The organism is Mesorhizobium sp. M4B.F.Ca.ET.143.01.1.1 (genome assembly GCF_004792275.1).
GTDB classification, from domain to species: domain Bacteria; phylum Pseudomonadota; class Alphaproteobacteria; order Rhizobiales; family Rhizobiaceae; genus Mesorhizobium; species Mesorhizobium abyssinicae.
On record NZ_SRSR01000004.1, the window covers coordinates 180280 to 202046 of the forward strand.

Here is a 21767-nt window from a genome sequence, read left to right on the forward strand (position 1 = left end):
TTCTCCGAAGATCTTTTGTTTGGTGCATGTCGTCACCCAAAACCTGCATCCACTTTTGGGCGACATGCACTATTTCGCGAATTTTGCTGTCAGCGCCCCGGCGACGGCCGCCGGCACGAAGGGGCGGATGTCGCCTCCCATCGAGGCTATCTGGCGGACAAGTGTGGCGGTAATAGTTCTGACCGACGGGCTGGCGGGCAGAAAGACCGTCTGCAGTTCCGGCGCCATGGTCTCGTTCATGCCGGCCATCTGCATCTCGTAGTCGAGATCGGTGCCGTCGCGCAGGCCGCGGATCATGATCGAGGCGCCCTCCCGCCTTGCCGCGTCGATGACCAGACCGTCGAACGCCACGACCTTGATGCGGGCACCGTCGCGGCCGAATTCGGCCTTGGTCGCCGCCTCGATTAGCTTCACCCGTTCCTCGAAGGAAAACAGTGGCTTCTTGCCGGGATGAATGCCGATCGCCGCATAAACGATGTCGGCCACGGCGAGCGAGGCCTTCAGCACATCGAGGTGGCCGTTGGTCAGCGGGTCGAAGGAGCCGGCGTAAAGGGCGATGCGTTCGGTCATGGCAGGCTTCTAGCGGGCGCGCGGACGGAAGGCAAATCCGATTGATCAGGCATCCGTGAACCTTTTCGCAGACGTGAACGACAGATGAATGCGACGATCAGCAACGTTTCACGCAGCGTTCACTAGGTTGCCGCTTCAGGAGATGAAACCAAAGTCCCATCTATCCGTTATTAGGCGCAGGAGAACACGCACATGCTGATCTACATGCTAGCCACCGCAATGACAGTCGCCATGCTGATCGCCACCGCATTCGGCCTGCATCAGGAAGCCGTGCGCGTTCGCGCCAAAACGAACACGCGGCGCTTCGAAGCCCGCAAACCCTACCGCCACTACTGAATTCGACCCGCCTGATTGCGGCGACAGTCCTGATTGCGCCGGCCGTCTGGCCGGCGTTGCCGTTTTAAGGCCTATTCGGCGGTATCGGGAGCGGCGTCCGTGGCGTCCGTCTCGCCTTCGGCGCTCTCTTCCTCGTCCGATTGCGGTTCTGAAATCCGCTCCACCGAGACGACCTTCTCGCCCTCGGCCGTGTTGAAGATGGTGACGCCCTTGGTGGCGCGGCTGGCAAAACGGATGCCGAAGACCGGAACACGTATGACCGTGCCGCCGTCCGAAACCAGCATGATCTGGTCATCATTGCCGACCGGGAAGGTCGCCACGAGCTGGCCGATCTCGGCCACCTTCGACACGTCGGTGGCGCGGATGCCCTTGCCGCCGCGCCCGGTCAGGCGGAAGTCATAGGACGACGACCGCTTGCCATAGCCATATTCCGTCACCGTCAGCACGAAGCGCTCGTGCTCCTTGAGGAATTCGTAGCGTTCGTCGGAAAGCTCCGCCTCCTCGCCGATCTCCTCGTTGGTCAGCGCGATCTCTTCTTCCTCGCCGGCCACACCGGCTGCAAGCCGCCGCTCCGCCGCCGCCCGCTTGAGATACGCGGCGCGCTCGGCCGGCGATGCGTCGACATTCTCAATCACCGACATGGAGATGACGCGGTCGGTGTCGGCCATGGCGATGCCGCGCACGCCGACAGAATTGCGGCTCTGGAAGACGCGCACGTCGCTGACCGGGAAGCGGATGCACTGGCCCGAATTCGCGGTCAAAAGCACATCGTCATTGTCGGTGCAGGTCTCGACGCCGAGGATCTCGTCGCCTTCCTCCTCCAGCTTCATGGCGATCTTGCCGTTGCGGTTGACCTGGACGAAATCGGACAGCTTGTTCCTGCGCACGGTGCCGCGCGTGGTGGCGAACATCACGTCGAGCTCGCCCCAGCTCGCCTCGTCCTCGGGCAGCGGCATGATGGTGGTGATGCGCTCGCCCTGCTCCAGCGGCAGCATGTTGATCAGCGCCTTGCCGCGCGACTGCGGGTTGCCGATCGGCAGGCGCCACACCTTTTCCTTGTAGACGATGCCGCGCGAGGAGAAGAACAGCACCGGGGTGTGCGTGTTGGCGACGAACAGCCGGGTGACGAAATCCTCGTCCTTGGTCGACATGCCGGAGCGGCCCTTGCCGCCGCGGCGCTGCGCCCGGTAGAGCGACAGCGGCACGCGCTTGATGTAGCCGGAATGGCTGACGGTGACGACCATGTCCTCGCGCTGGATCAGGTCCTCGTCTTCCATGTCCGCGCCGCCGTCCGAGAGCTCGGTGCGGCGCGGCGTGCCGAACTCGTCGCGAACCGCGATCAGCTCGTCCTTGACGATCTGCTGGATGCGCGCGCGAGACGACAAAATATCAAGATAATCAATGATTTCCGCACCGATCGAGTTCAACTCGTCGGCGATCTCGTCGCGACCGAGCGCGGTCAGGCGCTGCAGGCGCAATTCGAGGATGGCGCGTGCCTGTTCCTCGGAGAGGTTGTAGGTGCCGTCCTCGTTGATGCGATGGCGCGGGTCGTCGATCAGCAGGATCAACGACTCGACGTCGCCGGAGGGCCAGCGCCGCTCCATCAACTGCTCGCGCGCCGTCTGCGGATCAGGCGCGGTGCGGATCAGCTTGATCACCTCGTCGATGTTGGCGACGGCGATGGCCAAGCCGACCAGGACGTGGGCGCGTTCGCGCGCCTTGCGCAACAGATACTTGGTACGGCGGCTGATCACCTCCTCCCGGAAGCTGACGAAGGCCTTCAGCATGTCGATCAGCGTCATCACTTCCGGCTTGCCGCCGTTCAGCGCCACCATGTTGGCGCCGAAGGAGGTCTGCAGCGGCGTGAAGCGATAGAGCTGGTTGAGGATGACGTCGGCGACGGCGTCGCGCTTCAGCTCGACCACGACGCGGTAGCCCTGGCGGTCGCTCTCGTCGCGAATGTCGGAAATGCCTTCGATGCGCTTGTCGCGCACCAGCTCGGCCATCTTCTCGATCATCGAGGCCTTGTTCACCTGATAGGGAATCTCGGTGATGACGATCGATTCACGGTCATTGCCGCGGGCCTCGATGTTGACGCGGCCGCGCATGACGATGGAGCCGCGCCCCGTCGAATAGGCGCTGTAGATGCCGGAACGGCCAAGCACGATGCCGCCGGTCGGGAAATCCGGCCCGGGCACGATCTCCATCAGCGCCGGCAGGTCGATGGCCGGATTGTCGATGAGGGCGATGGCGCCGTTGCAGACTTCGCCGAGATTGTGCGGCGGGATGTTGGTGGCCATGCCGACGGCGATGCCGCCGGAACCGTTGACCAGCAGATTGGGAAAGCGCGCCGGCAGCACCTTCGGCTCGCTGCCCGACGCATCGTAAGTGTCCTGGAAATCGACGGTTTCCTTGTCGATGTCCTCCAGCAATTCATGCGCGACCTTGGTCAGACGCGACTCGGTGTAGCGCATGGCCGCCGGCGGATCGCCGTCGATCGAGCCGAAATTGCCCTGCCCGTCGATCAGCGGCACGCGCAGCGACCAGTCCTGCGCCATGCGCACGAGGGCGTCATAGATCGAGGCGTCGCCATGCGGATGGTATTTACCCATCACGTCGGCGACCGGGCGCGCCGACTTCACATATTTGCGGTTCCAGTGGTAGCCGCTCTCATGCGAAGCGTAGAGGATGCGGCGATGCACCGGCTTCAGGCCGTCGCGCACGTCGGGCAGCGCGCGGCTGACGATCACGCTCATGGCGTAATCGAGATAGGAGCGCTGCATCTCCTCGATGATCGAAATCGGCTCGATGCCGTTGGGGCCGCCGTCCGGCCCGCGCGGTGTCTTCTGGTCGGTCAAATCAGGTCACAATCCAGTCGGGAATCACTTGCTGCTTATATAGGAAGCGGCGCCGAAACTCCAATCTTCATGGCGCTTTTCCAGAGACAATTTTGACGGCAATTTCAAAAGGATACCGCTGATTGCGACGATATGGCCACGGCGGGTTTTGCCGCCGCTGCGGCTGGTTCGCAACCGATCGCCTCATCGAGCGGGAACCGCAAATACGCTGAACTGGCCCCGTTGGCGGCCTTGCGGGTGTCCTCAGCGGCGGCACGTCCGGCCCGCCCGGTAGGCGCCGGGCGCTTCTCCCATCTCGCGTCGGAAGCGGCGGTTGAAGGTCGACAGGTCGTTGAAGCCGGCGTCGAAGGCGATCGTCGAGATCGCCGTGTCGGAGGTTCGCAGCCGCACGGCGGCCCTGTGCAGCCTGGTCCTGAGCAGGAACTGGTAGGGCGTCATCCCGGCCACCTGTCGGAAGGTGCGCAGGAAATGATAGGGGCTGGTCGCCGCGCTGCTGGCGAGGTCGGCGAGCGACAGCGGGCGGTCCGCGTCGAGTTCAATCAGCCGCACCGCCTCGGCGACCCGTTTCTGGTCGCGCCGGCTTGGCGTGACGACGGCATCGGCGGCATCCGAACTCGCCGTGACCACCGCCCCGGCAATGCGCAGGCCGATTTCCTCGAATGCATCAGTATCGCCTGTCTCCCGCGCGGCCTCCGCTTCAGCAAGCAACGACGCGAGCGCCGGCAAGGGCGGCAGGCGCGGGCCGGTGAAGCCAAGCCGCCTGGCGCCAGGCACGTCGGCAACGACGCGTTCCATGTAGGCCGGCGAAAAATGGAAGGAGAGGCAGCGGTCGCCGGCGCCGTGCTCATGCCCGCATTCATAGCAGGCGCCTGGATTGCCGAGCAGGATCGCGCCGGGCGCCAGCATCGCCGTGCCTTCGCGCGTCCGGTAGCGGAACGTGCCCTGGGTCACCGCGGCGACGCAAAAGCCGCGATGCTCTTCCTCGAACGGGCTGTCGCCGGCGCCGGCGGTGCACACCACGTCCGACACCTGCCAGCCTTGCCCGGAAGCAATTTCCTTGTCGCGCGTCATGGCCGGAAAGATAGCAATTTTCCCCAAGCACAGAACCGTGTCCGGCCGCTATTGCTCGCCCTCTCCTGACAAACGAGGCAGCAATCATGACCGATCCTTTCACCGAGGCCCTGCACAGCGCCAGCCCAAACGCCGACCTAGCCAAAAAGCTGGAGCTCTATGGCCGCTTCGTCGGCGCCTGGACGTTCGACGCCACCCGCCATCTCGAAGATGGCACGGTTCTTACCGGGCGTGGCGAGGTGCATTTCGGCTGGGTTCTGGAGGGCAAGGCGATCCAGGATGTGTGGATCCTGCCCGCGCGCAAAACTGGTGTGCAGACATCCCTCGGCGCGTGGACGTTCTACGGCACGACGCTGCGCGTCTACGATCCCGGGGTCGATGCCTGGCACATCTTCTGGAGCGATCCCCGTAACCAATACTACAGCCGGCAACTCGGCCGCGCCGAGGGCGATACGATCGTGCAGATCGGCGCCGATGGCTCCGGCGCGTCGGTGCGTTGGAGCTTTTCGCGCATCACCGAGAATTCGTTCCGCTGGCTCGGCGAGCGCTCGCCTGACGGCGGCGCCACCTGGCGGCTCGAGGTCGAATTCCTCGCCCGCCGCACGACTCAAGGCTGATCGGCCAACCTATTGCAAAAACGGAGAAAACGATGCTTGACCACATCTCGCTCGGCGTTCGCGACGCGACTGTCTCGAAGCGCTTCTACGATGCCGTGCTGCAACCGCTCGGCTATAGCTGTCTCAGCCAGTCGCCCGGCTCGCTTGGCTATGGCGCCGATGCGGTGGCGCTCTGGGTGAATGAAGCGGCGCGGCCGGTTTCGGCGGACACGGAGTCCGGCCTGCATTTCTGTTTCGCCGCGCCGACGCGCAAGAGCGTCGATGCCTTCCATGCGGCTGCGTTGCGTGACGGCGGCGGCGACAATGGCCCGCCTGGCCTGCGCGCCGCCTATGGCGACAACTACTATGCCGCCTTCGTCATAGACCCTGACGGGTACCGGCTTGAGGCTTACTGCGGCAAAGCCGAATAGCCGGCTGAAATCCCCTCCCTTCCTGTTCCCACCGCTTCCGCTTTGCTCTACCAATTGGCGAGCTTGGGCTTCGCCCGGCAGGAGGGGACCAGCGATGCCGAGTTTCGACAGCCTGTTCAACGCCTTCGTCACCATACTGGTGACCATCGACCCCCCGGGGCTGGCGCCGCTCTTCCTCGCCGTGACGCGCGGCATGAACCGCGAGGAGCGCCAGCAGGTTTCGGTGCGCGCCTCGGTGATCGGCTTCCTGGTGATGGCGCTGTTCGCGGTTGCCGGCGCGTCGATCCTGTCGGTGTTCGGCATCACGCTGCCGGCCTTCCGCGTCGCCGGCGGTTTCCTGCTGTTCTTCATCGCCTTCGAAATGGTGTTCGAGCGCCGGCAGGACCGCAAGGAGAAGATCGGCGACGTCGCCATCACCAAGGATATGATCCACAACATCGCCGCCTTCCCGTTGGCGATCCCGCTGATCGCCGGCCCCGGCGCGATCTCGGCTACGGTGCTGCTGTCGGGACACTTCGACGGGTTCGCGGCGCAGGCGGCGCTGGTCGGCATCATCTTCGTCTGCCTCGCCATCACCTATCTGGTGTTCGTGCTGGCGGAGCGCATCGACCGCATCCTCGGCCAGACCGGCCGCTCCATCCTGACGCGGCTGCTCGGCGTCATCCTGGCGGCGCTGGCGGTGCAGTTTGTCGCCGACGGGGTCAAGGCGCTGATGGCTGCTTGAGCCGTACCCTACTGCCTACTGCCTATTGCCCTATTTCGCCGCCGTATCGACGACCTCGAAATCGTGGGTGACGGTGGCCGTCTTGGCCATCATGGCGGTGGCGGAGCAATATTTTTCGATCGAGAGGTCGATCGCCCGCTTGACCTTGTCATGCGAGAGCGCGCGGCCCTTGACGATGAAATGCATGTGGATGCGGGTGAAGACCCTGGGCTCCTTCTCGGCGCGGTCGGCGTCGAGCTCGACGACGCAATCCTCGATCGCCTCGCGGCCTTTTTCGAGAATGTGGACGACATCGTAGGCCGAGCAGCCGCCGGTGCCGATCAGCACCAGCTCCATCGGGCTCGGCCCCGGCGTTTTGCCCTCCGGGCCGGACGCGGTTCCGAGGACAACCTTGTGGCCGCTGCCGGACTCACCGACGAAGGTGCGTTCCTCGACCCATTTGACGCGTGCTTTCACGGCATTTTCCTTGCGAGGCCTTGGCTAGCCTATTGACCGAACATGACCGTATGCATGATCCGGCCAGGCAGCAGCGTGAAGATGCCGGCGCCGATCAAGGCGAAGACATAGAGCTTGATCATAGCGCCGCGATGCGCGGCGACGCGATGGGTGTGCGCATACCACACCGCCAGCGGCGCGGTGACCAGCACCAGGATCGACAGCAGATGGATCGGACTAAACGGGCCGATCAGGCGGATCTGCTGGATCCAGAAACTCGAGACGGCGATGACCAGCATCAGCGCCGCCCAGGCATAGCCCATCACGCGGTGGCTCGGCGTGCCTTTCGGCAGCGCCAGCTGCGCGCCGCCAATCGCCAGGGCGGCAAGGGCCGCGAATGCATGCCACGGAATGGGAGGGGGCGCGGATAGCAATGGTCCGAGCGACATCTCCCCTCCTCAATGCCGGTTACGTGGTCCTGGCGCTCAGAACGGGATCTCGTCGTCGAGTTCGCGCGACGCGCCGCCGCCGCCACCCCTGGAGCCGCCACCACCGCCGCCGCGGCTGAAGCTGTCGTTCGGGCCGGACTGGCCGAAATCCGAGCCGCGGCTGCTGTTGCCGCCACCGGCATAGCTGCCGACCTGACCGCCGCCCTCGCCGCGCGCGTCGAGCATCTGCAACTCACCGCGGAATTTCTGCAGCACGACCTCGGTCGTGTAGCGGTCATTGCCGGTCTGGTCCTGCCATTTGCGCGTCTGCAACTGGCCCTCGACATAGACCTTCATGCCCTTCTTCAGATACTGCTCGGCCACCTTGGCGATCTGGTCGTTGAAGATGACGACGTTGTGCCACTCGGTCTTTTCCTTGCGCTCGCCGGAATTCTTGTCGCGCCAGCTTTCCGAGGTGGCGATGCGGATGTTGACGACCGGCTCACCCGAGTTCAGGCGGCGGATTTCCGGGTCCGCCCCGAGATTGCCGACCAGAATGACCTTGTTGATGCTACCCGCCATCGTACTTCTCCGCGCTCATCCGAAACAAATTTTTGACGCTGCACCTTACAGCTTGCGGGCAATCGCCGCCCGTCGTGACTGGCTTTTCCCACAAGGTTTTTGTTCTCTTTTCGTTCTAGGATGTGGGCGACGCGCTGTCAATGGTTGTCAGCAGCATGTAGTGTTCCGGCCCGGAATTTCCACGTGATCGGGAATGGATGGAGTGCCAGGTGAATTCGATCGCACATGGGGACCAGCCGCGCGAACAGTGGCGCGCCGGTGTCGAGACACGCATGCACGTCTCGGCCAGAAATGGCGCCGCGCAGCTTTGCATCTTTGAGCAGTGGGTCGAACCCACGGTCGGCGCCCCGACGCATTGGCATTCGGTCGAGGAAGTGCTCACCGTCATCGCCGGCACGGCCGAGATGTGGATCGACGACGAGCACAGCGTGCTCACCGCAGGACAGTCTCTCATCATCCCTGCGCACAGGAAGCACGGCTTCCGCAATGTCGGCAACGAACCGCTTCACATCCATGCGGTGCTCGCTTCGCCGATCTTCGAAGCGACGTTCGACGGGCCGGCCGGACTGGTGAGACGCTGGCTTGCTGACGGTTCGTAAACAGCGCTTGCCAAATCAATAAGTATCGACTTATGCTTCAGCCATGATCGAGGCAGAGATTTTCCGCGCGCTGGCCGACCCGACGCGCCGCGCCGTCTACGAGCGGCTCGCCGCCAGCGAGATGACCGTGTCGGAGCTGCGCACCGGCATGACGGTATCGCAACCGGCGGTTTCCCAGCACCTGGCGGTGCTGCGCGGCGCCGGCCTGGTGGTCGAACGGCGCGCCGGCCGCAACGCCTATTACCGCGCCGACCCGCAAGGTCTCGAGCCGCTGCTCGGCTGGATCGAACGCTACCGCGCGTTCTGGCCGGAACGCATCGAGAAACTGAAGACAGTTCTGAAGGGAATGGACCAATGACGGAACGTCCTCCTGCCGAAGCGCCGCTCGACTTCGAATGCGAGCTTGCCGATCCGCCAGAGAAGGTCTGGCGCGCGCTGACCGAACCGGAACTGCTGGCGGCCTGGATGATGCCGAACGACATCACGCCTGAAGTGGGCAGCCGTTTCGCCTTTGCCGGACCCGAGGCGCCGATCGAATGCGAAGTCCTTGAAGCCGAGCCTGGACGACTGCTGCGCTATTCGTGGCGCGAGCGGCCCGGTGCCGACGATGCAGACAAGCTTCCAGCATTGGACAGCATCGTCACCTTCACGCTTGCCCGCACGGTTTCCGGCGGCACGCATCTGCGCATCGTCCATGACGGCTTCGCCCGCACACCCGCCGTCGTCATGGCTGGCGCCGGCTGCCGGCTCGCTTTCAACGCGCAAGGCGCAGGACGCGCGATCGCGGCGAATGCGCCGCTGTTGCGGCGCGCGGCCTGAGCAAGGGAGAAACGAGATGAGCGGGCTTGCCAATCTGGTGCCGATGGTGATCGAGCAGTCGAGCCGCGGCGAACGCGCCTTCGACATCTTCTCGCGGCTGCTGCGCGAGCGCATCATCTTCATCAACGGAGAGATCAACGACGGCATGTCGGCGCTGGTCTGCGCGCAGCTCCTGTCGCTGGAGTCCGACAATCCCGACAAGGAGATATCGCTCTACATCAACTCGCCTGGCGGGGTGGTGACCAGCGGCTTCGCCATCTACGACACGATGCGCTACATCTCCTGCCCCGTGTCGACCGTGTGCATGGGCTTTGCCGCCTCGATGGCGTCCTTCCTGCTGATGGCGGGCGAGCCGGGGCGCCGCATCGCGCTGCCCAACTCCAGCATCGTGCTGCATCAGCCGCTGGGCGGCTTCCAGGGCCAGGCTTCCGACATCCAGCGTCACGCCGAAGGCATCATGCGCACCAAGCGGCGCATGACCGAGCTCTATGCGCATCATTGCGGCCGGACCTACGAGGAGGTCGAGCGCACGCTCGACCGCGACTATTTCATGACTGCCGAGGAGGCGAAGGCCTGGGGCCTCGTCGACCATGTCTACGACACCCGCAAGAAGGCCGCGTGAAGGAATGCCGGCGCGCGGCAATTTGATCGCGTGCGATCTGGCATCGCTGCCGTGCCGACCCTATAGTCCGGCAATGATTGGCAAGCATTCTTCCACACTCCTGGGAATCGTGGCGGTCGCGTGCGTGTTGGCGGGCGCCGCCGTCGCCGATGACAGCGCGACGCAGAAGGGCGCGCTGCCCGGCGTCAGCAGCGACTATCGCATCGCCAAGCCTGCCCCGCAGCCCGAACCCGACGACGCGCTGCCCGCCGGCGGCAACGGCCAGTTCAAGATCGGCGATACCGACGTCAGGATTTCCGGCGGCATAACCATCGACATGGCGACGGGCGGGATCAGGCCGCCGGGCCACTAGCCGGCTACCGTCCGGGCGCTTCGCTGCCTAGACTGCGATTCCAATGTTTCCAATGGCAATGGGGTGTAGCGTGCTTGCACAAACGAACAGCCCCGCCGTTGCTTCCGCAAAACGGACGGGGCTTTTCTGGATTTGAAATCCAAACTTGCCGGGAGTGTTCTGCCGGCGTTTGATTTCGGATGCATCGCGGCATTCAGCCGACGATCCGACTATCGTCTCTAATTGTGAGGATTCGACAGGTCACGGTTTGTCGGGCTGACGCTCACGCCTGCCCTGGCACTTATGCCCGCCGCGGCTCCATCTTGGTGTGGAGCCTCAAGGGACTGTCCGGTGGCGTCATGCTCCGCTCCTGGGTCCGTTGCGACAATTGTCGTCCAGAGCGCAAATCGCAAAACCTGCGGCGTCTCGCAGGCCACCTTTGGGCGGCGAGGCCATCGAAAGACAGCCGGCTCCGTTGGACCTGTGGACACTGCTCCCCTCGCTCGGAGACGTCAACCATCGAATAGCCGGTTACCGAAAAATGTGATCGCCGGGAGGTTACGTCCAGGTCAAGTCGAGACCGGATTTCCACACCGCTTTGTCAGGAGCGTGTTCGGCCTTTGTTCTTTCCGCTTGCTCGCCCGCGCGAAAGACGCTTAAACGCTTTTGTCGAGAATTGTGGCGTCTCTCGACGTGGCGGGAAAATTACCTACATAGGGGATGGCCGGGAGAAACCCGCCGATCCCACGAATTCCAGACCTGAGGCGGCGACCGGCGATGGCCGACCATAAATACCTTTCCATTCGCGGGGCGCGCGAACACAATCTGAAGAACGTCGATCTCGACCTGCCGCGTGACAGCCTTATCGTCATGACCGGCCTGTCAGGGTCCGGCAAGTCGTCGCTCGCCTTCGACACGATCTATGCCGAAGGCCAGCGCCGCTACGTCGAGAGCCTGTCGGCCTATGCGCGCCAGTTCCTGGAAATGATGCAGAAGCCTGATGTCGACCAGATCGACGGGCTGTCTCCCGCCATCTCCATCGAACAGAAGACGACGTCGAAAAATCCGCGCTCGACGGTCGGCACCGTCACCGAGATCTACGACTACATGCGCCTCCTGTTCGCGCGCGTCGGCGTTCCCTATTCGCCGGCCACCGGCCTGCCGATCGAGAGCCAGACGGTCAGCCAAATGGTCGACCGGGTGCTGGCGCTCGAGGAAGGCACGCGCCTGTTCCTGCTGGCGCCGATCGTGCGCGGCCGCAAGGGCGAGTACCGCAAGGAACTCCTGGAGCTGCAGAAGAAGGGTTTCCAGCGCGTCAAGGTCGACGGCGTCTTCTACGAGATCGCCGACGTGCCGGCGCTGGACAAGAAGTACAAGCACGACATCGACGTAGTCGTCGACCGCATTGTCGTGCGCGGCGACCTGGCGACGCGACTTGCCGATTCCATGGAGACGGCGCTTAAGCTCGCCGAGGGCCTGGCCGTCGCCGAATTCGCCGACAGGCCGCTCGACGCCAGCCTGACCGGTGAGGACTCGGTCAACAAGTCGAAGAACGAGACGCATGAGCGCATCCTGTTCTCGGAGAAATTCGCCTGCCCGGTTTCGGGCTTCACCATTCCGGAGATCGAGCCCAGGCTGTTCTCCTTCAACAATCCGTTCGGCGCCTGCCCGACCTGCGACGGTCTCGGCAGCCAGCGCGCCATCGACGCCAATCTGGTGGTGCCCGACGAGAACCTTTCGCTGCGCGACGGCGCCGTCAGCCCGTGGGCGAAGTCGACCTCGCCCTATTACGCGCAGACGCTGGAAGCGCTGGGCAAGGCCTATGGCTTCAAGCTCGGCGACAAGTTCAAGGATCTTTCCGCCGCGGCGCAGGAAGCCATCCTGCACGGCACCGGCGAGCGCGAGATCACCTTCCAGTACGATGACGGTCTGCGCTCCTACAAGACGACCAAGACCTTCGAGGGCGTCATCCCCAATCTCGACCGGCGCTGGAAGGAGACCGAATCCGCCTGGATGCGCGAGGAGATCGAGCGCTTCATGTCGGCGACCCCCTGCCCCTCCTGCAACGGCTACCGGCTGAAGCCGGAGGCGCTGGCGGTGAAGATCGCGGGAAAACACATCGGCGAAGTGACCGAGCAGTCGATCCGCAAGGCCGACCAGTGGTTCACCGATCTGCCGGCGCAGCTCAACGACAAGCAGAACGAGATTGCGGTGCGCGTGCTCAAGGAGATCCGCGAGCGGCTGCGCTTCCTCAACGATGTCGGCCTCGACTATCTGACGCTTTCGCGCAATTCCGGCACGCTGTCGGGCGGCGAGAGCCAGCGCATCCGGCTCGCGTCGCAGATCGGCTCGGGCCTCACCGGCGTGCTCTATGTGCTGGACGAGCCGTCCATCGGCCTGCACCAGCGCGACAATGCACGCCTGCTCGACACGCTGAAGCACCTGCGCGACATCGGCAACACAGTGATCGTGGTCGAGCATGACGAGGACGCGATCCTGCATGCCGATTATGTCGTCGATATCGGTCCGGCCGCCGGCATCCACGGCGGCGAGATCATCGCGCAAGGCACACCGCAGCAGATCATGGCGACCCCCGCCTCGATCACCGGCAAATACCTGTCGGGCGAGCTCGAAGTGGCCACACCTGGCGTGCGCCGCGAGGCGAAGAAGAATCGGCGTATCAAGGTCGTCGGCGCGCGCGGCAACAACCTGAAGAACGTTACCGCCGAGATCCCGCTCGGCACCTTCACTGCCGTGACCGGCGTGTCCGGCGGCGGCAAGTCGACCTTCCTGATCGAGACGCTCTTCAAGGCGGCGTCGCGCCGCATCATGGGCTCGCGCGAGCATCCGGCCGAGCATGACCGCATCGAGGGGCTGGAGTTCCTCGACAAGGTCATCGACATCGACCAGTCGCCGATCGGCCGCACGCCGCGTTCCAATCCCGCCACCTATACCGGCGCCTTCACGCCGATCCGCGACTGGTTCGCCGGGCTGCCCGAGGCCAAGGCGCGCGGCTATCAGCCGGGACGCTTCTCGTTCAACGTCAAGGGCGGCCGCTGCGAGGCCTGCCAGGGCGACGGCGTCATCAAGATCGAGATGCACTTCCTGCCCGACGTCTACGTCACCTGCGACGTCTGCCACGGCAAGCGCTACAACCGCGAGACGCTCGACGTGCTGTTCAAGGGCAAGTCGATCGCCGACGTGCTCGACATGACGGTCGAGGAAGGCGTCGACTTCTTCGCTGCCGTGCCCGGGGTTCGCGACAAGCTGGAGACGCTGAAGCAGGTCGGCCTCGGCTACATCCATATCGGCCAGCAGGCGACGACCCTGTCGGGCGGCGAGGCGCAGCGTATCAAGCTGGCCAAGGAATTGTCGCGCAAGGCGACAGGCAAGACGCTCTACATCCTCGACGAGCCGACCACCGGCCTGCATTTCCACGACGTCGCCAAGCTGCTCGAAGTGCTGCATGAGCTGGTCGACCAGGGCAACACGGTGGTGGTCATCGAGCACAATCTCGAAGTCATCAAGACCGCCGACTGGGTGCTCGACCTCGGCCCCGAAGGCGGCGACGGCGGCGGCGAGCTGGTCGCCTCCGGCACGCCGGAAGCGATCGTGCGCGAGAAGCGCAGCTACACCGGCCAGTTCCTCAAGGAGCTGCTGGAGCGGCGGCCCGGAGGCAAGCGCGAAGCGGCGGAGTGAGTGCCCGGATCGTCAGTGCCTGGAGAGAGTTTGAATGACAATCACAAAGGCGCTTGCGGCGGATCTCCCCGCGGTCGTTTCGCTGACCACCGCCGCCTACGCGCCCTACACCGCTCTGCTCGGCGCGCCACCCATGCCGGTGACGGAAGACTATGCGCCGCGCATCGAGCGCGGCGAGGTCTGGCTGCTGGAGAGCGGTGCTGAGCTTGCCGGGCTGATCGTGCTCGAGCGCCATGCCGACCATGTCATGATCTTCAGCGTGGCCGTGTCGCCTGCGTTTCAAGGCAAGAAGTTGGGCATCGCGCTCCTCGACTTCGCTGACGAGCAGACACAGACATGGGGTCTGCCGGAGGTGCGGCTCTACACCAATTCGCGGATGGAGCGAAACATCGCGCTCTATACGGCCTATGGTTTCCGGGAAACGGGTCGCCGGGCACACCCCTACCGGCCAGGATGGATTGTGGTCGACATGGCCAAGCCGGTCGGCCAAGCCGCCTGATAGCTCTTTTGAAACTGGGAGGATGACAATGGCCAGCCAAGGAACGATCCGCTCGGGCATGGGCGGCTGGACGTTCGAGCCGTGGGACACGTCCTTCTATCCGGACAAGCTGTCCAAGGCCAAGCAGCTCCAATACGCCAGCCGGCAGGTGCCGAGCATCGAGGTCAACGGCACCTTCTATTCCAGCTTCAAGGAGCCGACCTTTGTGAAATGGGCAAACGAGGCGCCGGACGGTTTCGTCTATTCGCTGAAAGGCAACCGCTTCGTCACCAACCGGCGCGTGCTGGGCGAGGCCGGCGAGTCGATGATGCGTTTCCTCGGCTCCGGCGTCGCCGCGCTCGGCGACAAGCTCGGCCCGATCCTGTGGCAGTTCGCGCCGACGAAGAAGTTCGACGCGGACGATTTCGAAGCCTTCTTGAAGCTGCTCCCCGAGAAGCAGGACGGCGTCGCGCTGCGCCACGCGCTTGAAGTCCGCCACGACAGCTTCATCGTGCCGGAATTCGCGGCGCTTGCGCGCAAGTACAAGGCGGCGATCGTCTATGCCGACCATGCCAAATATCCGGCTATCGCCGACGTCACCGGCGATTTCGTCTATGCGCGGCTGCAGACCGGCAGCGACGACAATCCCGACTGCTACACGCCGAAAGGGTTGGATGAGTGGGCGACGCGGGTAAAGACCTGGGCGCAAGGCAAGCAGCCGGCCGACCTGCCGCGCGTCGAACCCAAAATCGACGCGCCGGTCAAGCCGCGCGACGTGTTCGCCTATTTCATCACCGAGGGCAAGGTGCGCGCACCGTTCGGCGCCATGGCGCTGATGAAGCGCGTGACGGGCTGACGCGGCAAAATCTCGGTATCTTCGCGGATATCGTAACGGTATCGACACTTCCTTGCGGCACTAATAGCCGACGCCAGAGCAGACTCTGGCGCCGCCGCCGGCAAGGACAGGGCATGCTGCTCGACTACAATTCAATGCTGCTGGCGGTCGGCTTTTCCGCCGCCTGCCTCAGCATGACGTTGTTCGGCACATGGCTGACCGCCCGCTCCGACAGGTTCCTTCTGACCTGGGCCATCAGCGTGCTGGTGATCGTCGGCGAGGTGTTTGTCTATGACGCCTATATCGAAGCCCCTGGGCCTGTCCTGGGCGTTCTGACGCTGGCACTTCTGCTGCTCGGCTTTTCGGTGATGCTGGGTGCCGCCCACCAGTTCAGGACAGGGCGCTCGCCATTGCCGCGCGTCGTGGTGGGCGCCAGCATTTCGCTCGCTTTGGCGCTGCCGCCCATGGCGCTCGGCTATGACGGGCTTGGCTTCATGCTGGAGAATTTCCTTGCCGGCCTGCTGCTGTTCGCGACGGCGCATGAATACTGGCGCGGGCGGGAGGAAGCGCCTGCGCCGCTGCAGGGTGTCGCGCTGCTCTATTCGCTGACCGCAGCTTCGTTCGTGCTGTGCGCCGCGGTGCTGGTCTGGGACGGCAGGCTGGTGCTCGGCCACGCGCCGAGCAACTGGGCCGAGGATCTCAGCCTCATCATCGTCATCGCCTCGATGACCGGCATCGGCGGGCTGTCGCTGGCGCTGAACCAGGGGCGGCTGGCGCAGCATCACCGGCGCAATGCGCTCACCGATCCGCTGACCGGCCTGCTCAACCGGCGCGCGCTGTTCGACCTGCATGGCGAGGCGCCTGTCGGCGCTTTCATGGCGGTGGTGGTGTTCGACCTCGACGGCTTCAAGGCGATCAACGACGAATTCGGCCATGCCGCCGGCGACGCGGTGCTGAAAGTATTCGCCGAGGAACTCGCCGCCAATCTTCAGCCAACCGATGCCGCCGCGCGCCTTGGCGGCGAGGAATTCGCGCTGGTGCTCAAGCGCACCTTGCCGGAAAAGGTGGAGTTCGCCGCCGAGCGCATCCGCGCATCGTTCGCGGCGCGCCGCATCGAAACCGAGACGCGCCCGCTGTCCTGCACCGTCAGCGCCGGCTACGCCTTCGGCAGCCAGGACGGCACCAGCTTCGACAAGGTGCTGAGCGCCGCCGACAAGGCGCTTTATGCCGCTAAGCGGAGCGGCCGCAACCGCGTGCTTGCCGCGACGCTGCGGCGCGCGAGCTAGCGCCCGGCCTGCCTTCGCTTCAGTGCGCCATCACCTCGTTGTAGGCATCGAGGTCGACGTAGAAGACCTTGGTCATTTCACCAATCAGCTCGTCCGGATCGTAGCCCTGCGACCTCAGGATGTTGATGGCGGTGATGATGTCGACGCGCTCGGTGAGGCGTCGCTTCTGGTAGTCCTCGACAAAACGATCCATCGCCTTTCCCCCTGGCAAGAGTCTTTTGGACGCATTGACCGACAATCACTGCGGGGAAGCTAGGCCTGCTTGCTTGCGTGGAACTTGCCGGCTGGGCCCGCGCCTTCCCCCTCATTCGCGACTGGTACGGAAAGCGGCCGACTCACCAAGGCCAGGAAAAGACTAGCATGCGGCATTAAACGCGCCAGGGCTGTCGAACACTTCGTCATCCTTGGGCGCAGCGACGCGAAGCGGAGCGAAGACGCTAGGATCCATGCCGTTACTTGGAAGCGCCACTAACGGCGCAGAATTGGGAATGGTTCGGGCGCTGAGCGAGGATTTTATTCTGTACCGCTGCATCATTCGGCAGAGGTAACGGCATGGATCCTGGGGCCTGCGCCGCGTCGCTTCGCTCCTTGCTTCGCCCCAGGATGACGAAAAGGCAGCTACACCGTCAGGAACTTCCTTACATCCGCCCGGTCGAGATCCTGCGCCGGGCCGGTGTGGACGATCTGGCCGCGGTCCATGATGTTGACCTCGTCGGCGAGCTCGCGGCAGAAGTCGAGATACTGCTCGACGAGCAGCACGGCAATGCCGGCCTGGTCGCGCAAATAACGGATGGCGCGGCCGATGTCCTTGATGATCGACGGCTGGATGCCTTCGGTCGGCTCGTCGAGCACCAGCAGCTTCGGCCGCATCACCAGCGCCCGGCCGATGGCGAGCTGCTGCTGCTGGCCACCGGAGAGATCGCCGCCACGCCGGCCAAGCATCTGCCTCAACACCGGAAACAGCTCGAAGACGTGCGCTGGAATGTTGCGGTCGGCGCGTTTCAGCGGCGCGAAGCCGGTCTCCAGATTCTCGCGTACCGTCAGCAGCGGGAAGACCTCCCTGCCCTGCGGCACGAATGCGATGCCCGACCGGGCGCGGTCATACGCCGCGCTCCGGTCGAGCGCCTTCCCCTCGAAGGCAACGCTTCCGCTCGTCAGCCTGTGGTGGCCGACGATCGATCTCATCAAACTGGTCTTGCCGACGCCGTTGCGGCCGAGCACGCAAGTGATCTTGCCGGCGCCGGCCTTCAGCGAAACGCCGCGCAGCGCCTGGGCGGCGCCGTAGTGCAGCGTGGCATTGGAGACTTCGAGCATGGTCAGCGTCTCCTCCAGCGCTTGAGGAAGGCAAGGTCGAAACGATGGAAGGGAACCCGCCAGATCATGCTCAACGCCCCAGATAGACTTCGACGACACGCTCGTCGGCCGAGACGAAATCGAGCGTGCCTTCCGACAGAACCGAGCCCTCGTGCAGGCAGGTGACCTTGACGCCGAGCTCGCGCACGAAATGCATGTCGTGCTCGACGACGATGACCGAATGGTCGCGGGCGATATCCTTGAGCAGGCGCGCCGTCTCCACGGTTTCGGCATCGGTCATGCCGGCGACCGGCTCGTCGACCAGCAGCAGCTTCGGGTCCTGCGCGAGCAGCATGCCGATCTCCAGCCATTGCTTCTGGCCGTGGCTGAGATTGGCGGCGAGCTCGTCGCGCTTGTCGCCCAGACGGATAATGCCGAGGATGTCGTCGATGCGCCGCACGTCCGCCGTCGAGCGGCGATGGAACAGCGCCGGGAAGATCGAACGCGGCCCCTTCAGCGCCAGCATCAGATTCTCTTCGATGGTGTGGCTCTCGAAGACGGTCGGCTTCTGGAATTTTCGGCCGATGCCCATCATGGCGATCTCGGCCTCGTCATGCCGGGTGAGATCGACCTGGCCGTCGAAGAAGACTTCGCCCTCGTCCGGCCGCGTCTTGCCGGTGACGATATCCATCATCGTCGTCTTGCCGGCGCCGTTGGGGCCTATGATCGCGCGCATCTCGCCCTTGTCGAGCACCAGCGACAGATTGTTGATGGCGCGGAAGCCGTCGAAGGAGACCGAGACGCCGTCGAGGTAGAGGATGGTGTGCGACTTGCTCATGATCGGTCACTCCGCCGGCTGAGGTTCGGGCCCGGAGGCCGACCATGAGCCCGGCGTCCTTGCGGCGCTGCGTACGATCTTCGGCTGCGGCTCCTGCGGATCGCTGCCGGCTTCCGCAGCGAGCGAGGCTGCGCGCAGTGCCCTGGCCTTGCTGCGCCAGCTGTCCCACATGCCGACGATGCCCTTGGGCAGCAGCAGTGTGACGGCGACGAACAGTCCGCCCAGCGCGAACAGCCAGAATTCCGGCAGCACGCCGGTGAACCAGGACTTGCCGGCATTGACGAGCAGGGCGCCGACGATCGGGCCGACAATGGTGCCGCGACCGCCGACGGCCGCCCAGATCACCACCTCGATCGAGTTGGACGGCTCGAACTCGCCAGGATTGATGATGCCGACCTGCGGCACATACAGCGCGCCGGCGATGCCGGCCATGATCGCCGACACGGTGAAGGCGAACAGCTTGACGTTCTCGGCCCGCCAGCCAAGGAAGCGGGTGCGGCTCTCGGCATCGCGCACCGCCATCAGGAGCTTGCCGTACTTTGAACGCACGATCGCCGAGGTCAGCAGAACGGCGAGTGCAAGCGTCATGGCGCTGGCCGCGAACAGGGCCGAGCGCGTCGCATCGGCCTGCACGTTGAAGCCGAGGATGTCCTTGAAGTCGGTCAGGCCGTTGTTGCCGCCGAAACCCATGTCGTTGCGAAAGAAGGCGAGCAGCAGCGCATAGGTCATAGCCTGGGTGATGATCGAGAGGTAGACGCCGGTGACGCGGCTGCGGAAGGCGAACCAGCCGAAGACGAAGGCGAGCAGGCCGGGCACGGCAAGCACCATCAGCGCTGCGAACCAGAAATGGTCGAAGCCGTACCAGAACCAGGGCAGTTCCTTGTAGTTCAGGAACACCATGAAGTCCGGCAGGATGGGGTTGCCGTAGACGCCGCGCGAGCCGATCTGGCGCATCAGGTACATGCCCATCGCATAGCCGCCGAGCGCGAAGAAGGCGCCATGGCCGAGCGAGAGGATGCCGCAATAGCCCCAGACGAGATCGAGCGCCAAGGCAAGCAGCGCGTAGCAGAGATATTTGCCGACCAGCGCGACGATATAGGACGGCACGTAGAAGGCGCTTGCCGGCGAAACGGCGAGGTTGAGCAACGGCACGAGGACCGCCGCCGCGAGCAAGATGAGAACCGTGATGGCGATGCGGCGGTCGCCGCCGAAGAGGCGTTGCGCGATCATGCTTCCACCGCCCGGCCCTTGAGCGCGAACAGGCCGCGCGGGCGCTTCTGGATGAACAGGATGATCAGCACCAGCACGACGATCTTGCCGAGCACGGCGCCGGCATAGGGCTCGAGGACCTTGTTGACGATGCCGAGCGAGAAGGCGCCGACCAGCGTGCCCCACAGATTGCCGACGCCGCCGAAGACGACGACCATGAAGCTGTCGATGATGTAGCCGCGGCCGAGATTGGGCGAGACGTTGTCGATCTGGCTGAGCGCGACGCCGGCGATGCCGGCGATGCCCGAGCCGAGCGCGAAGGTCAGCGCGTCGACCCAGGGCGTCCTGATGCCCATGGAAGCGGCCATGCGGCGGTTGGCGGTGACTGCGCGCATGCGCAGGCCCCAGGGGGTGCGCTTCATGACGTAGAGCAGCACGCCGAACACCAGGAGCGCGAAGACCAGGATCCACAGCCGGTTCCAGGTGATGGCCAGTTGCCCGATGTCGAACGAGCCCGACATCCAGGACGGATTGCCGACCTCCTGGTTGGTCGGCCCGAAAATGGTCCGCACCGCCTGCTGCAGGATCAGCGAGACTCCCCAGGTCGCAAGCAGCGTCTCCAGCGGCCGGCCGTAGAGGAAGCGGATGACGCCGCGCTCGATGGCGAGGCCGACGAGTGCGGCAACCAGGAAGGCAAGCGGCAGCGCGATGACCAGCGACCAGTCGAACAGGCCGGGGAACGACGTGCGGATCACCTGCTGGACGACGAAGGTCGTGTAGGCGCCGAGCATCACCATCTCGCCATGCGCCATGTTGATGACGCCCATGACGCCGAAGGTGATGGCAAGGCCGATGGCCGCGAGCAGCAGCACCGAACCCAGCGAAATTCCGTACCAGATGTTCTGGCCGGCATCCCACAGCGCCAGCGTCGAATTGATGGCGGCGATCGCGGACGATGCCGCGTCCTTGACCGCGCCCTGGGAGTTCGCCTCGACCGAGGTGAGCAGCGAAACCGCGTCGCGGTCGCCGCGCGCGGCAATCAGGGCGATCGTGGCGAGCTTATCGTCCTCTGGCCTGTCCGAGACGAGGACCGAAGCCGCGCGGGCCTGTTCGAACAGCGCTTTGACGCTTGCATCCGTTTCAGCAGCGATGGCCGCATCGAGCGGCTCGATGTTCGCGGCGTCGGGCGTCTTGAACATGGTGGCGGCGGCGGCGATGCGCACGGCCGGGTCCGTGGCGCGCAGCGTCAGCGTGCCGAGCGCATCGCGGATGACGCGGCGCAAGCCGTTGTTGACCTTGATCTTGGTGAGGTCGGTCTTGGCCGCCGAGGCTGACTTCTCGCCGCTCAGCGGATCGAGCAGGTCGATGCCGTCGCCGGCGTCCTTGCCGACGAAGACCTGGGAGTCGGCCTTGCGGATATAGAGATTGCCGTCGGCGAGCGCCGAAAGCGGCGGCTCGACCGCGGGATCGCCGGTGGCTGCAAGCTCGCGCACCACGGCCTCGGTGGCGGAGAAATTCGCGGCGGTGGCGAATTTGGCGATGACGGCGCGAAGATCGGCTTCGGCGGCGCTGGACGGCAACAGGCTTGCCATCACCAGCAGCAGCGTCAGGCCAATCGCGCGGATCAGGATCATCGGTTCAGGTGGCTCCCAGAGGGATTGAGCTTGGTGTCCGGGCGGGCTGGAGGTCGAGCCCGCCCGGCTGCGGTCCCGGTCGCGGAGAGGCCC

The 21767-nt window shown here is 64.6% G+C and carries 24 protein-coding genes; 13 read left to right on the forward strand and 11 right to left on the reverse strand.

Going from position 1 to position 21767, the window contains the following annotated elements:
- Positions 1 to 69: 69 nt before the first annotated feature.
- Positions 70 to 570, reverse strand: a complete 501-nt coding sequence (gene coaD, locus EN786_RS11535; protein ID WP_126054740.1) for a pantetheine-phosphate adenylyltransferase — start codon at positions 568 to 570, stop codon at positions 70 to 72.
- Positions 571 to 762: 192 nt separating this feature from the next.
- Here coaD and EN786_RS11540 point away from each other — a divergent pair, with 192 nt between their 5' ends.
- Complete coding sequence (locus EN786_RS11540) at positions 763 to 906, forward strand: hypothetical protein (protein WP_127285636.1); 144 nt, start codon at positions 763 to 765, stop codon at positions 904 to 906.
- Positions 907 to 977: 71 nt separating this feature from the next.
- On the opposite strand, the gene gyrA is transcribed toward EN786_RS11540, so the two are convergent.
- Positions 978 to 3764, reverse strand: coding sequence for a DNA gyrase subunit A (gene gyrA, locus EN786_RS11545; protein WP_127285637.1), 2787 nt, complete (start codon positions 3762 to 3764; stop codon positions 978 to 980).
- A gap of 243 nt (positions 3765 to 4007) precedes the next feature.
- Positions 4008 to 4835 (reverse strand): AraC family transcriptional regulator, encoded by an 828-nt coding sequence (locus EN786_RS11550; protein ID WP_135908585.1) that lies wholly within the window; start codon positions 4833 to 4835, stop codon positions 4008 to 4010.
- A gap of 86 nt (positions 4836 to 4921) precedes the next feature.
- Between EN786_RS11550 and EN786_RS11555 the strand changes: the two genes are divergently transcribed.
- The 3 genes from EN786_RS11555 to EN786_RS11565 all read left to right on the forward strand — a co-directional run bounded on the left by EN786_RS11555 (position 4922) and on the right by EN786_RS11565 (position 6586).
- On the forward strand, positions 4922 to 5452 hold the full coding sequence (locus EN786_RS11555; RefSeq protein ID WP_127285639.1) for a hypothetical protein: 531 nt from the start codon (positions 4922 to 4924) through the stop codon (positions 5450 to 5452).
- Positions 5453 to 5484: 32 nt separating this feature from the next.
- Positions 5485 to 5862, forward strand: coding sequence for a VOC family protein (locus EN786_RS11560; RefSeq protein WP_127285640.1), 378 nt, complete (start codon positions 5485 to 5487; stop codon positions 5860 to 5862).
- Between the two features lie 94 nt (positions 5863 to 5956).
- Complete coding sequence (locus EN786_RS11565) at positions 5957 to 6586, forward strand: MarC family protein (protein WP_127285641.1); 630 nt, start codon at positions 5957 to 5959, stop codon at positions 6584 to 6586.
- 30 nt (positions 6587 to 6616) lie between these two features.
- Here EN786_RS11565 and EN786_RS11570 read toward each other — a convergent pair whose 3' ends face one another.
- From EN786_RS11570 to ssb, 3 genes are read right to left on the reverse strand one after another with little or no spacing between them, the layout of a single operon-like run.
- Positions 6617 to 7042 carry an OsmC family protein gene (locus EN786_RS11570; RefSeq protein WP_127285642.1) on the reverse strand — a complete coding sequence of 142 codons (426 nt, stop codon included), beginning with the start codon at positions 7040 to 7042 and terminating at the stop codon, positions 6617 to 6619.
- A gap of 29 nt (positions 7043 to 7071) precedes the next feature.
- Positions 7072 to 7470: a DUF2306 domain-containing protein gene (locus EN786_RS11575; RefSeq protein ID WP_127285643.1), complete on the reverse strand. Its 399-nt coding sequence runs from the start codon at positions 7468 to 7470 to the stop codon at positions 7072 to 7074.
- Positions 7471 to 7506: 36 nt separating this feature from the next.
- Entirely contained in the window at positions 7507 to 8031 is a 525-nt protein-coding gene (gene ssb / locus EN786_RS11580) for a single-stranded DNA-binding protein (RefSeq protein ID WP_127285644.1), read from the reverse strand.
- Between the two features lie 209 nt (positions 8032 to 8240).
- On the opposite strand from ssb, the gene EN786_RS11585 reads away from it, so the two are divergent.
- The 9 genes from EN786_RS11585 to EN786_RS11625 all read left to right on the forward strand — a co-directional run bounded on the left by EN786_RS11585 (position 8241) and on the right by EN786_RS11625 (position 16700).
- Positions 8241 to 8630, forward strand: coding sequence for a cupin domain-containing protein (locus EN786_RS11585; protein ID WP_348627108.1), 390 nt, complete (start codon positions 8241 to 8243; stop codon positions 8628 to 8630).
- A 43-nt stretch (positions 8631 to 8673) separates the two neighbouring features.
- Positions 8674 to 8988: a metalloregulator ArsR/SmtB family transcription factor gene (locus tag EN786_RS11590; RefSeq protein WP_127285645.1), complete on the forward strand. Its 315-nt coding sequence runs from the start codon at positions 8674 to 8676 to the stop codon at positions 8986 to 8988.
- Entirely contained in the window at positions 8985 to 9449 is a 465-nt protein-coding gene (locus EN786_RS11595) for an SRPBCC domain-containing protein (RefSeq protein ID WP_127285646.1), read from the forward strand. Before EN786_RS11590 ends, EN786_RS11595 begins: the two co-directional genes overlap by 4 nt.
- Positions 9450 to 9465: 16 nt before the next feature.
- Entirely contained in the window at positions 9466 to 10071 is a 606-nt protein-coding gene (locus EN786_RS11600; RefSeq protein ID WP_127285647.1) for an ATP-dependent Clp protease proteolytic subunit, read from the forward strand.
- Positions 10072 to 10144: 73 nt separating this feature from the next.
- Complete coding sequence (locus tag EN786_RS11605) at positions 10145 to 10423, forward strand: hypothetical protein (protein WP_127311508.1); 279 nt, start codon at positions 10145 to 10147, stop codon at positions 10421 to 10423.
- 756 nt (positions 10424 to 11179) lie between these two features.
- On the forward strand, positions 11180 to 14101 hold the full coding sequence (gene uvrA / locus EN786_RS11610; RefSeq protein WP_135908368.1) for an excinuclease ABC subunit UvrA: 2922 nt from the start codon (positions 11180 to 11182) through the stop codon (positions 14099 to 14101).
- Positions 14102 to 14135: 34 nt separating this feature from the next.
- A complete protein-coding gene (locus EN786_RS11615) occupies positions 14136 to 14600 on the forward strand; it encodes an N-acetyltransferase (protein ID WP_127284543.1) in 465 nt (154 codons plus the stop codon).
- 28 nt (positions 14601 to 14628) lie between these two features.
- Positions 14629 to 15435 (forward strand): DUF72 domain-containing protein, encoded by an 807-nt coding sequence (locus EN786_RS11620; protein ID WP_127284542.1) that lies wholly within the window; start codon positions 14629 to 14631, stop codon positions 15433 to 15435.
- Between the two features lie 113 nt (positions 15436 to 15548).
- The gene (locus EN786_RS11625) at positions 15549 to 16700 is read left to right on the forward strand and encodes a GGDEF domain-containing protein (RefSeq protein ID WP_127312223.1); all 1152 of its coding nucleotides are present in this window, start codon (positions 15549 to 15551) and stop codon (positions 16698 to 16700) included.
- 19 nt (positions 16701 to 16719) lie between these two features.
- Here EN786_RS11625 and EN786_RS11630 read toward each other — a convergent pair whose 3' ends face one another.
- The 5 genes from EN786_RS11630 to urtB all read right to left on the reverse strand — a co-directional run bounded on the left by EN786_RS11630 (position 16720) and on the right by urtB (position 21674).
- Positions 16720 to 16893, reverse strand: a complete 174-nt coding sequence (locus EN786_RS11630) for a hypothetical protein (protein ID WP_127284540.1) — start codon at positions 16891 to 16893, stop codon at positions 16720 to 16722.
- Positions 16894 to 17318: 425 nt separating this feature from the next.
- Entirely contained in the window at positions 17319 to 18014 is a 696-nt protein-coding gene (gene urtE, locus EN786_RS11635; protein WP_127310828.1) for an urea ABC transporter ATP-binding subunit UrtE, read from the reverse strand.
- A 70-nt stretch (positions 18015 to 18084) separates the two neighbouring features.
- Positions 18085 to 18831 (reverse strand): urea ABC transporter ATP-binding protein UrtD, encoded by a 747-nt coding sequence (gene urtD / locus EN786_RS11640; RefSeq protein WP_127310829.1) that lies wholly within the window; start codon positions 18829 to 18831, stop codon positions 18085 to 18087.
- A gap of 6 nt (positions 18832 to 18837) precedes the next feature.
- Complete coding sequence (gene urtC, locus EN786_RS11645) at positions 18838 to 20061, reverse strand: urea ABC transporter permease subunit UrtC (RefSeq protein WP_127310830.1); 1224 nt, start codon at positions 20059 to 20061, stop codon at positions 18838 to 18840.
- Positions 20058 to 21674 carry an urea ABC transporter permease subunit UrtB gene (gene urtB, locus EN786_RS11650; RefSeq protein WP_135908370.1) on the reverse strand — a complete coding sequence of 539 codons (1617 nt, stop codon included), beginning with the start codon at positions 21672 to 21674 and terminating at the stop codon, positions 20058 to 20060. Before urtB ends, urtC begins: the two co-directional genes overlap by 4 nt.
- Between the last annotated feature and the right edge of the window lie 93 nt (positions 21675 to 21767).

Excerpts from the sequence above, each read along its gene's own strand:
- ssb (WP_127285644.1), bottom strand. The coding sequence starts at position 8,031 with ATGGCGGGTAGCATCAACAAGGTCATTCTGGTCGGCAATCTCGGGGCG.
- urtC (WP_127310830.1), bottom strand. The coding sequence starts at position 20,061 with ATGATCGCGCAACGCCTCTTCGGCGGCGACCGCCGCATCGCCATCACG.
- EN786_RS11600 (WP_127285647.1), top strand. The coding sequence starts at position 9,466 with ATGAGCGGGCTTGCCAATCTGGTGCCGATGGTGATCGAGCAGTCGAGC.
- uvrA (WP_135908368.1), top strand. The coding sequence starts at position 11,180 with ATGGCCGACCATAAATACCTTTCCATTCGCGGGGCGCGCGAACACAAT.
- EN786_RS11565 (WP_127285641.1), top strand. The coding sequence starts at position 5,957 with ATGCCGAGTTTCGACAGCCTGTTCAACGCCTTCGTCACCATACTGGTG.
- EN786_RS11560 (WP_127285640.1), top strand. The coding sequence starts at position 5,485 with ATGCTTGACCACATCTCGCTCGGCGTTCGCGACGCGACTGTCTCGAAG.
- coaD (WP_126054740.1), bottom strand. The coding sequence starts at position 570 with ATGACCGAACGCATCGCCCTTTACGCCGGCTCCTTCGACCCGCTGACC.
- EN786_RS11540 (WP_127285636.1), top strand. The coding sequence starts at position 763 with ATGCTGATCTACATGCTAGCCACCGCAATGACAGTCGCCATGCTGATC.
- urtB (WP_135908370.1), bottom strand. The coding sequence starts at position 21,674 with ATGATCCTGATCCGCGCGATTGGCCTGACGCTGCTGCTGGTGATGGCA.
- urtD (WP_127310829.1), bottom strand. The coding sequence starts at position 18,831 with ATGAGCAAGTCGCACACCATCCTCTACCTCGACGGCGTCTCGGTCTCC.
- EN786_RS11595 (WP_127285646.1), top strand. The coding sequence starts at position 8,985 with ATGACGGAACGTCCTCCTGCCGAAGCGCCGCTCGACTTCGAATGCGAG.
- EN786_RS11555 (WP_127285639.1), top strand. The coding sequence starts at position 4,922 with ATGACCGATCCTTTCACCGAGGCCCTGCACAGCGCCAGCCCAAACGCC.
- EN786_RS11550 (WP_135908585.1), bottom strand. The coding sequence starts at position 4,835 with ATGACGCGCGACAAGGAAATTGCTTCCGGGCAAGGCTGGCAGGTGTCG.
- EN786_RS11575 (WP_127285643.1), bottom strand. The coding sequence starts at position 7,470 with ATGTCGCTCGGACCATTGCTATCCGCGCCCCCTCCCATTCCGTGGCAT.
- urtE (WP_127310828.1), bottom strand. The coding sequence starts at position 18,014 with ATGCTCGAAGTCTCCAATGCCACGCTGCACTACGGCGCCGCCCAGGCG.
- EN786_RS11625 (WP_127312223.1), top strand. The coding sequence starts at position 15,549 with ATGCTGCTCGACTACAATTCAATGCTGCTGGCGGTCGGCTTTTCCGCC.
- EN786_RS11630 (WP_127284540.1), bottom strand. The coding sequence starts at position 16,893 with ATGGATCGTTTTGTCGAGGACTACCAGAAGCGACGCCTCACCGAGCGC.
- EN786_RS11615 (WP_127284543.1), top strand. The coding sequence starts at position 14,136 with ATGACAATCACAAAGGCGCTTGCGGCGGATCTCCCCGCGGTCGTTTCG.
- EN786_RS11605 (WP_127311508.1), top strand. The coding sequence starts at position 10,145 with ATGATTGGCAAGCATTCTTCCACACTCCTGGGAATCGTGGCGGTCGCG.
- EN786_RS11620 (WP_127284542.1), top strand. The coding sequence starts at position 14,629 with ATGGCCAGCCAAGGAACGATCCGCTCGGGCATGGGCGGCTGGACGTTC.
- EN786_RS11590 (WP_127285645.1), top strand. The coding sequence starts at position 8,674 with ATGATCGAGGCAGAGATTTTCCGCGCGCTGGCCGACCCGACGCGCCGC.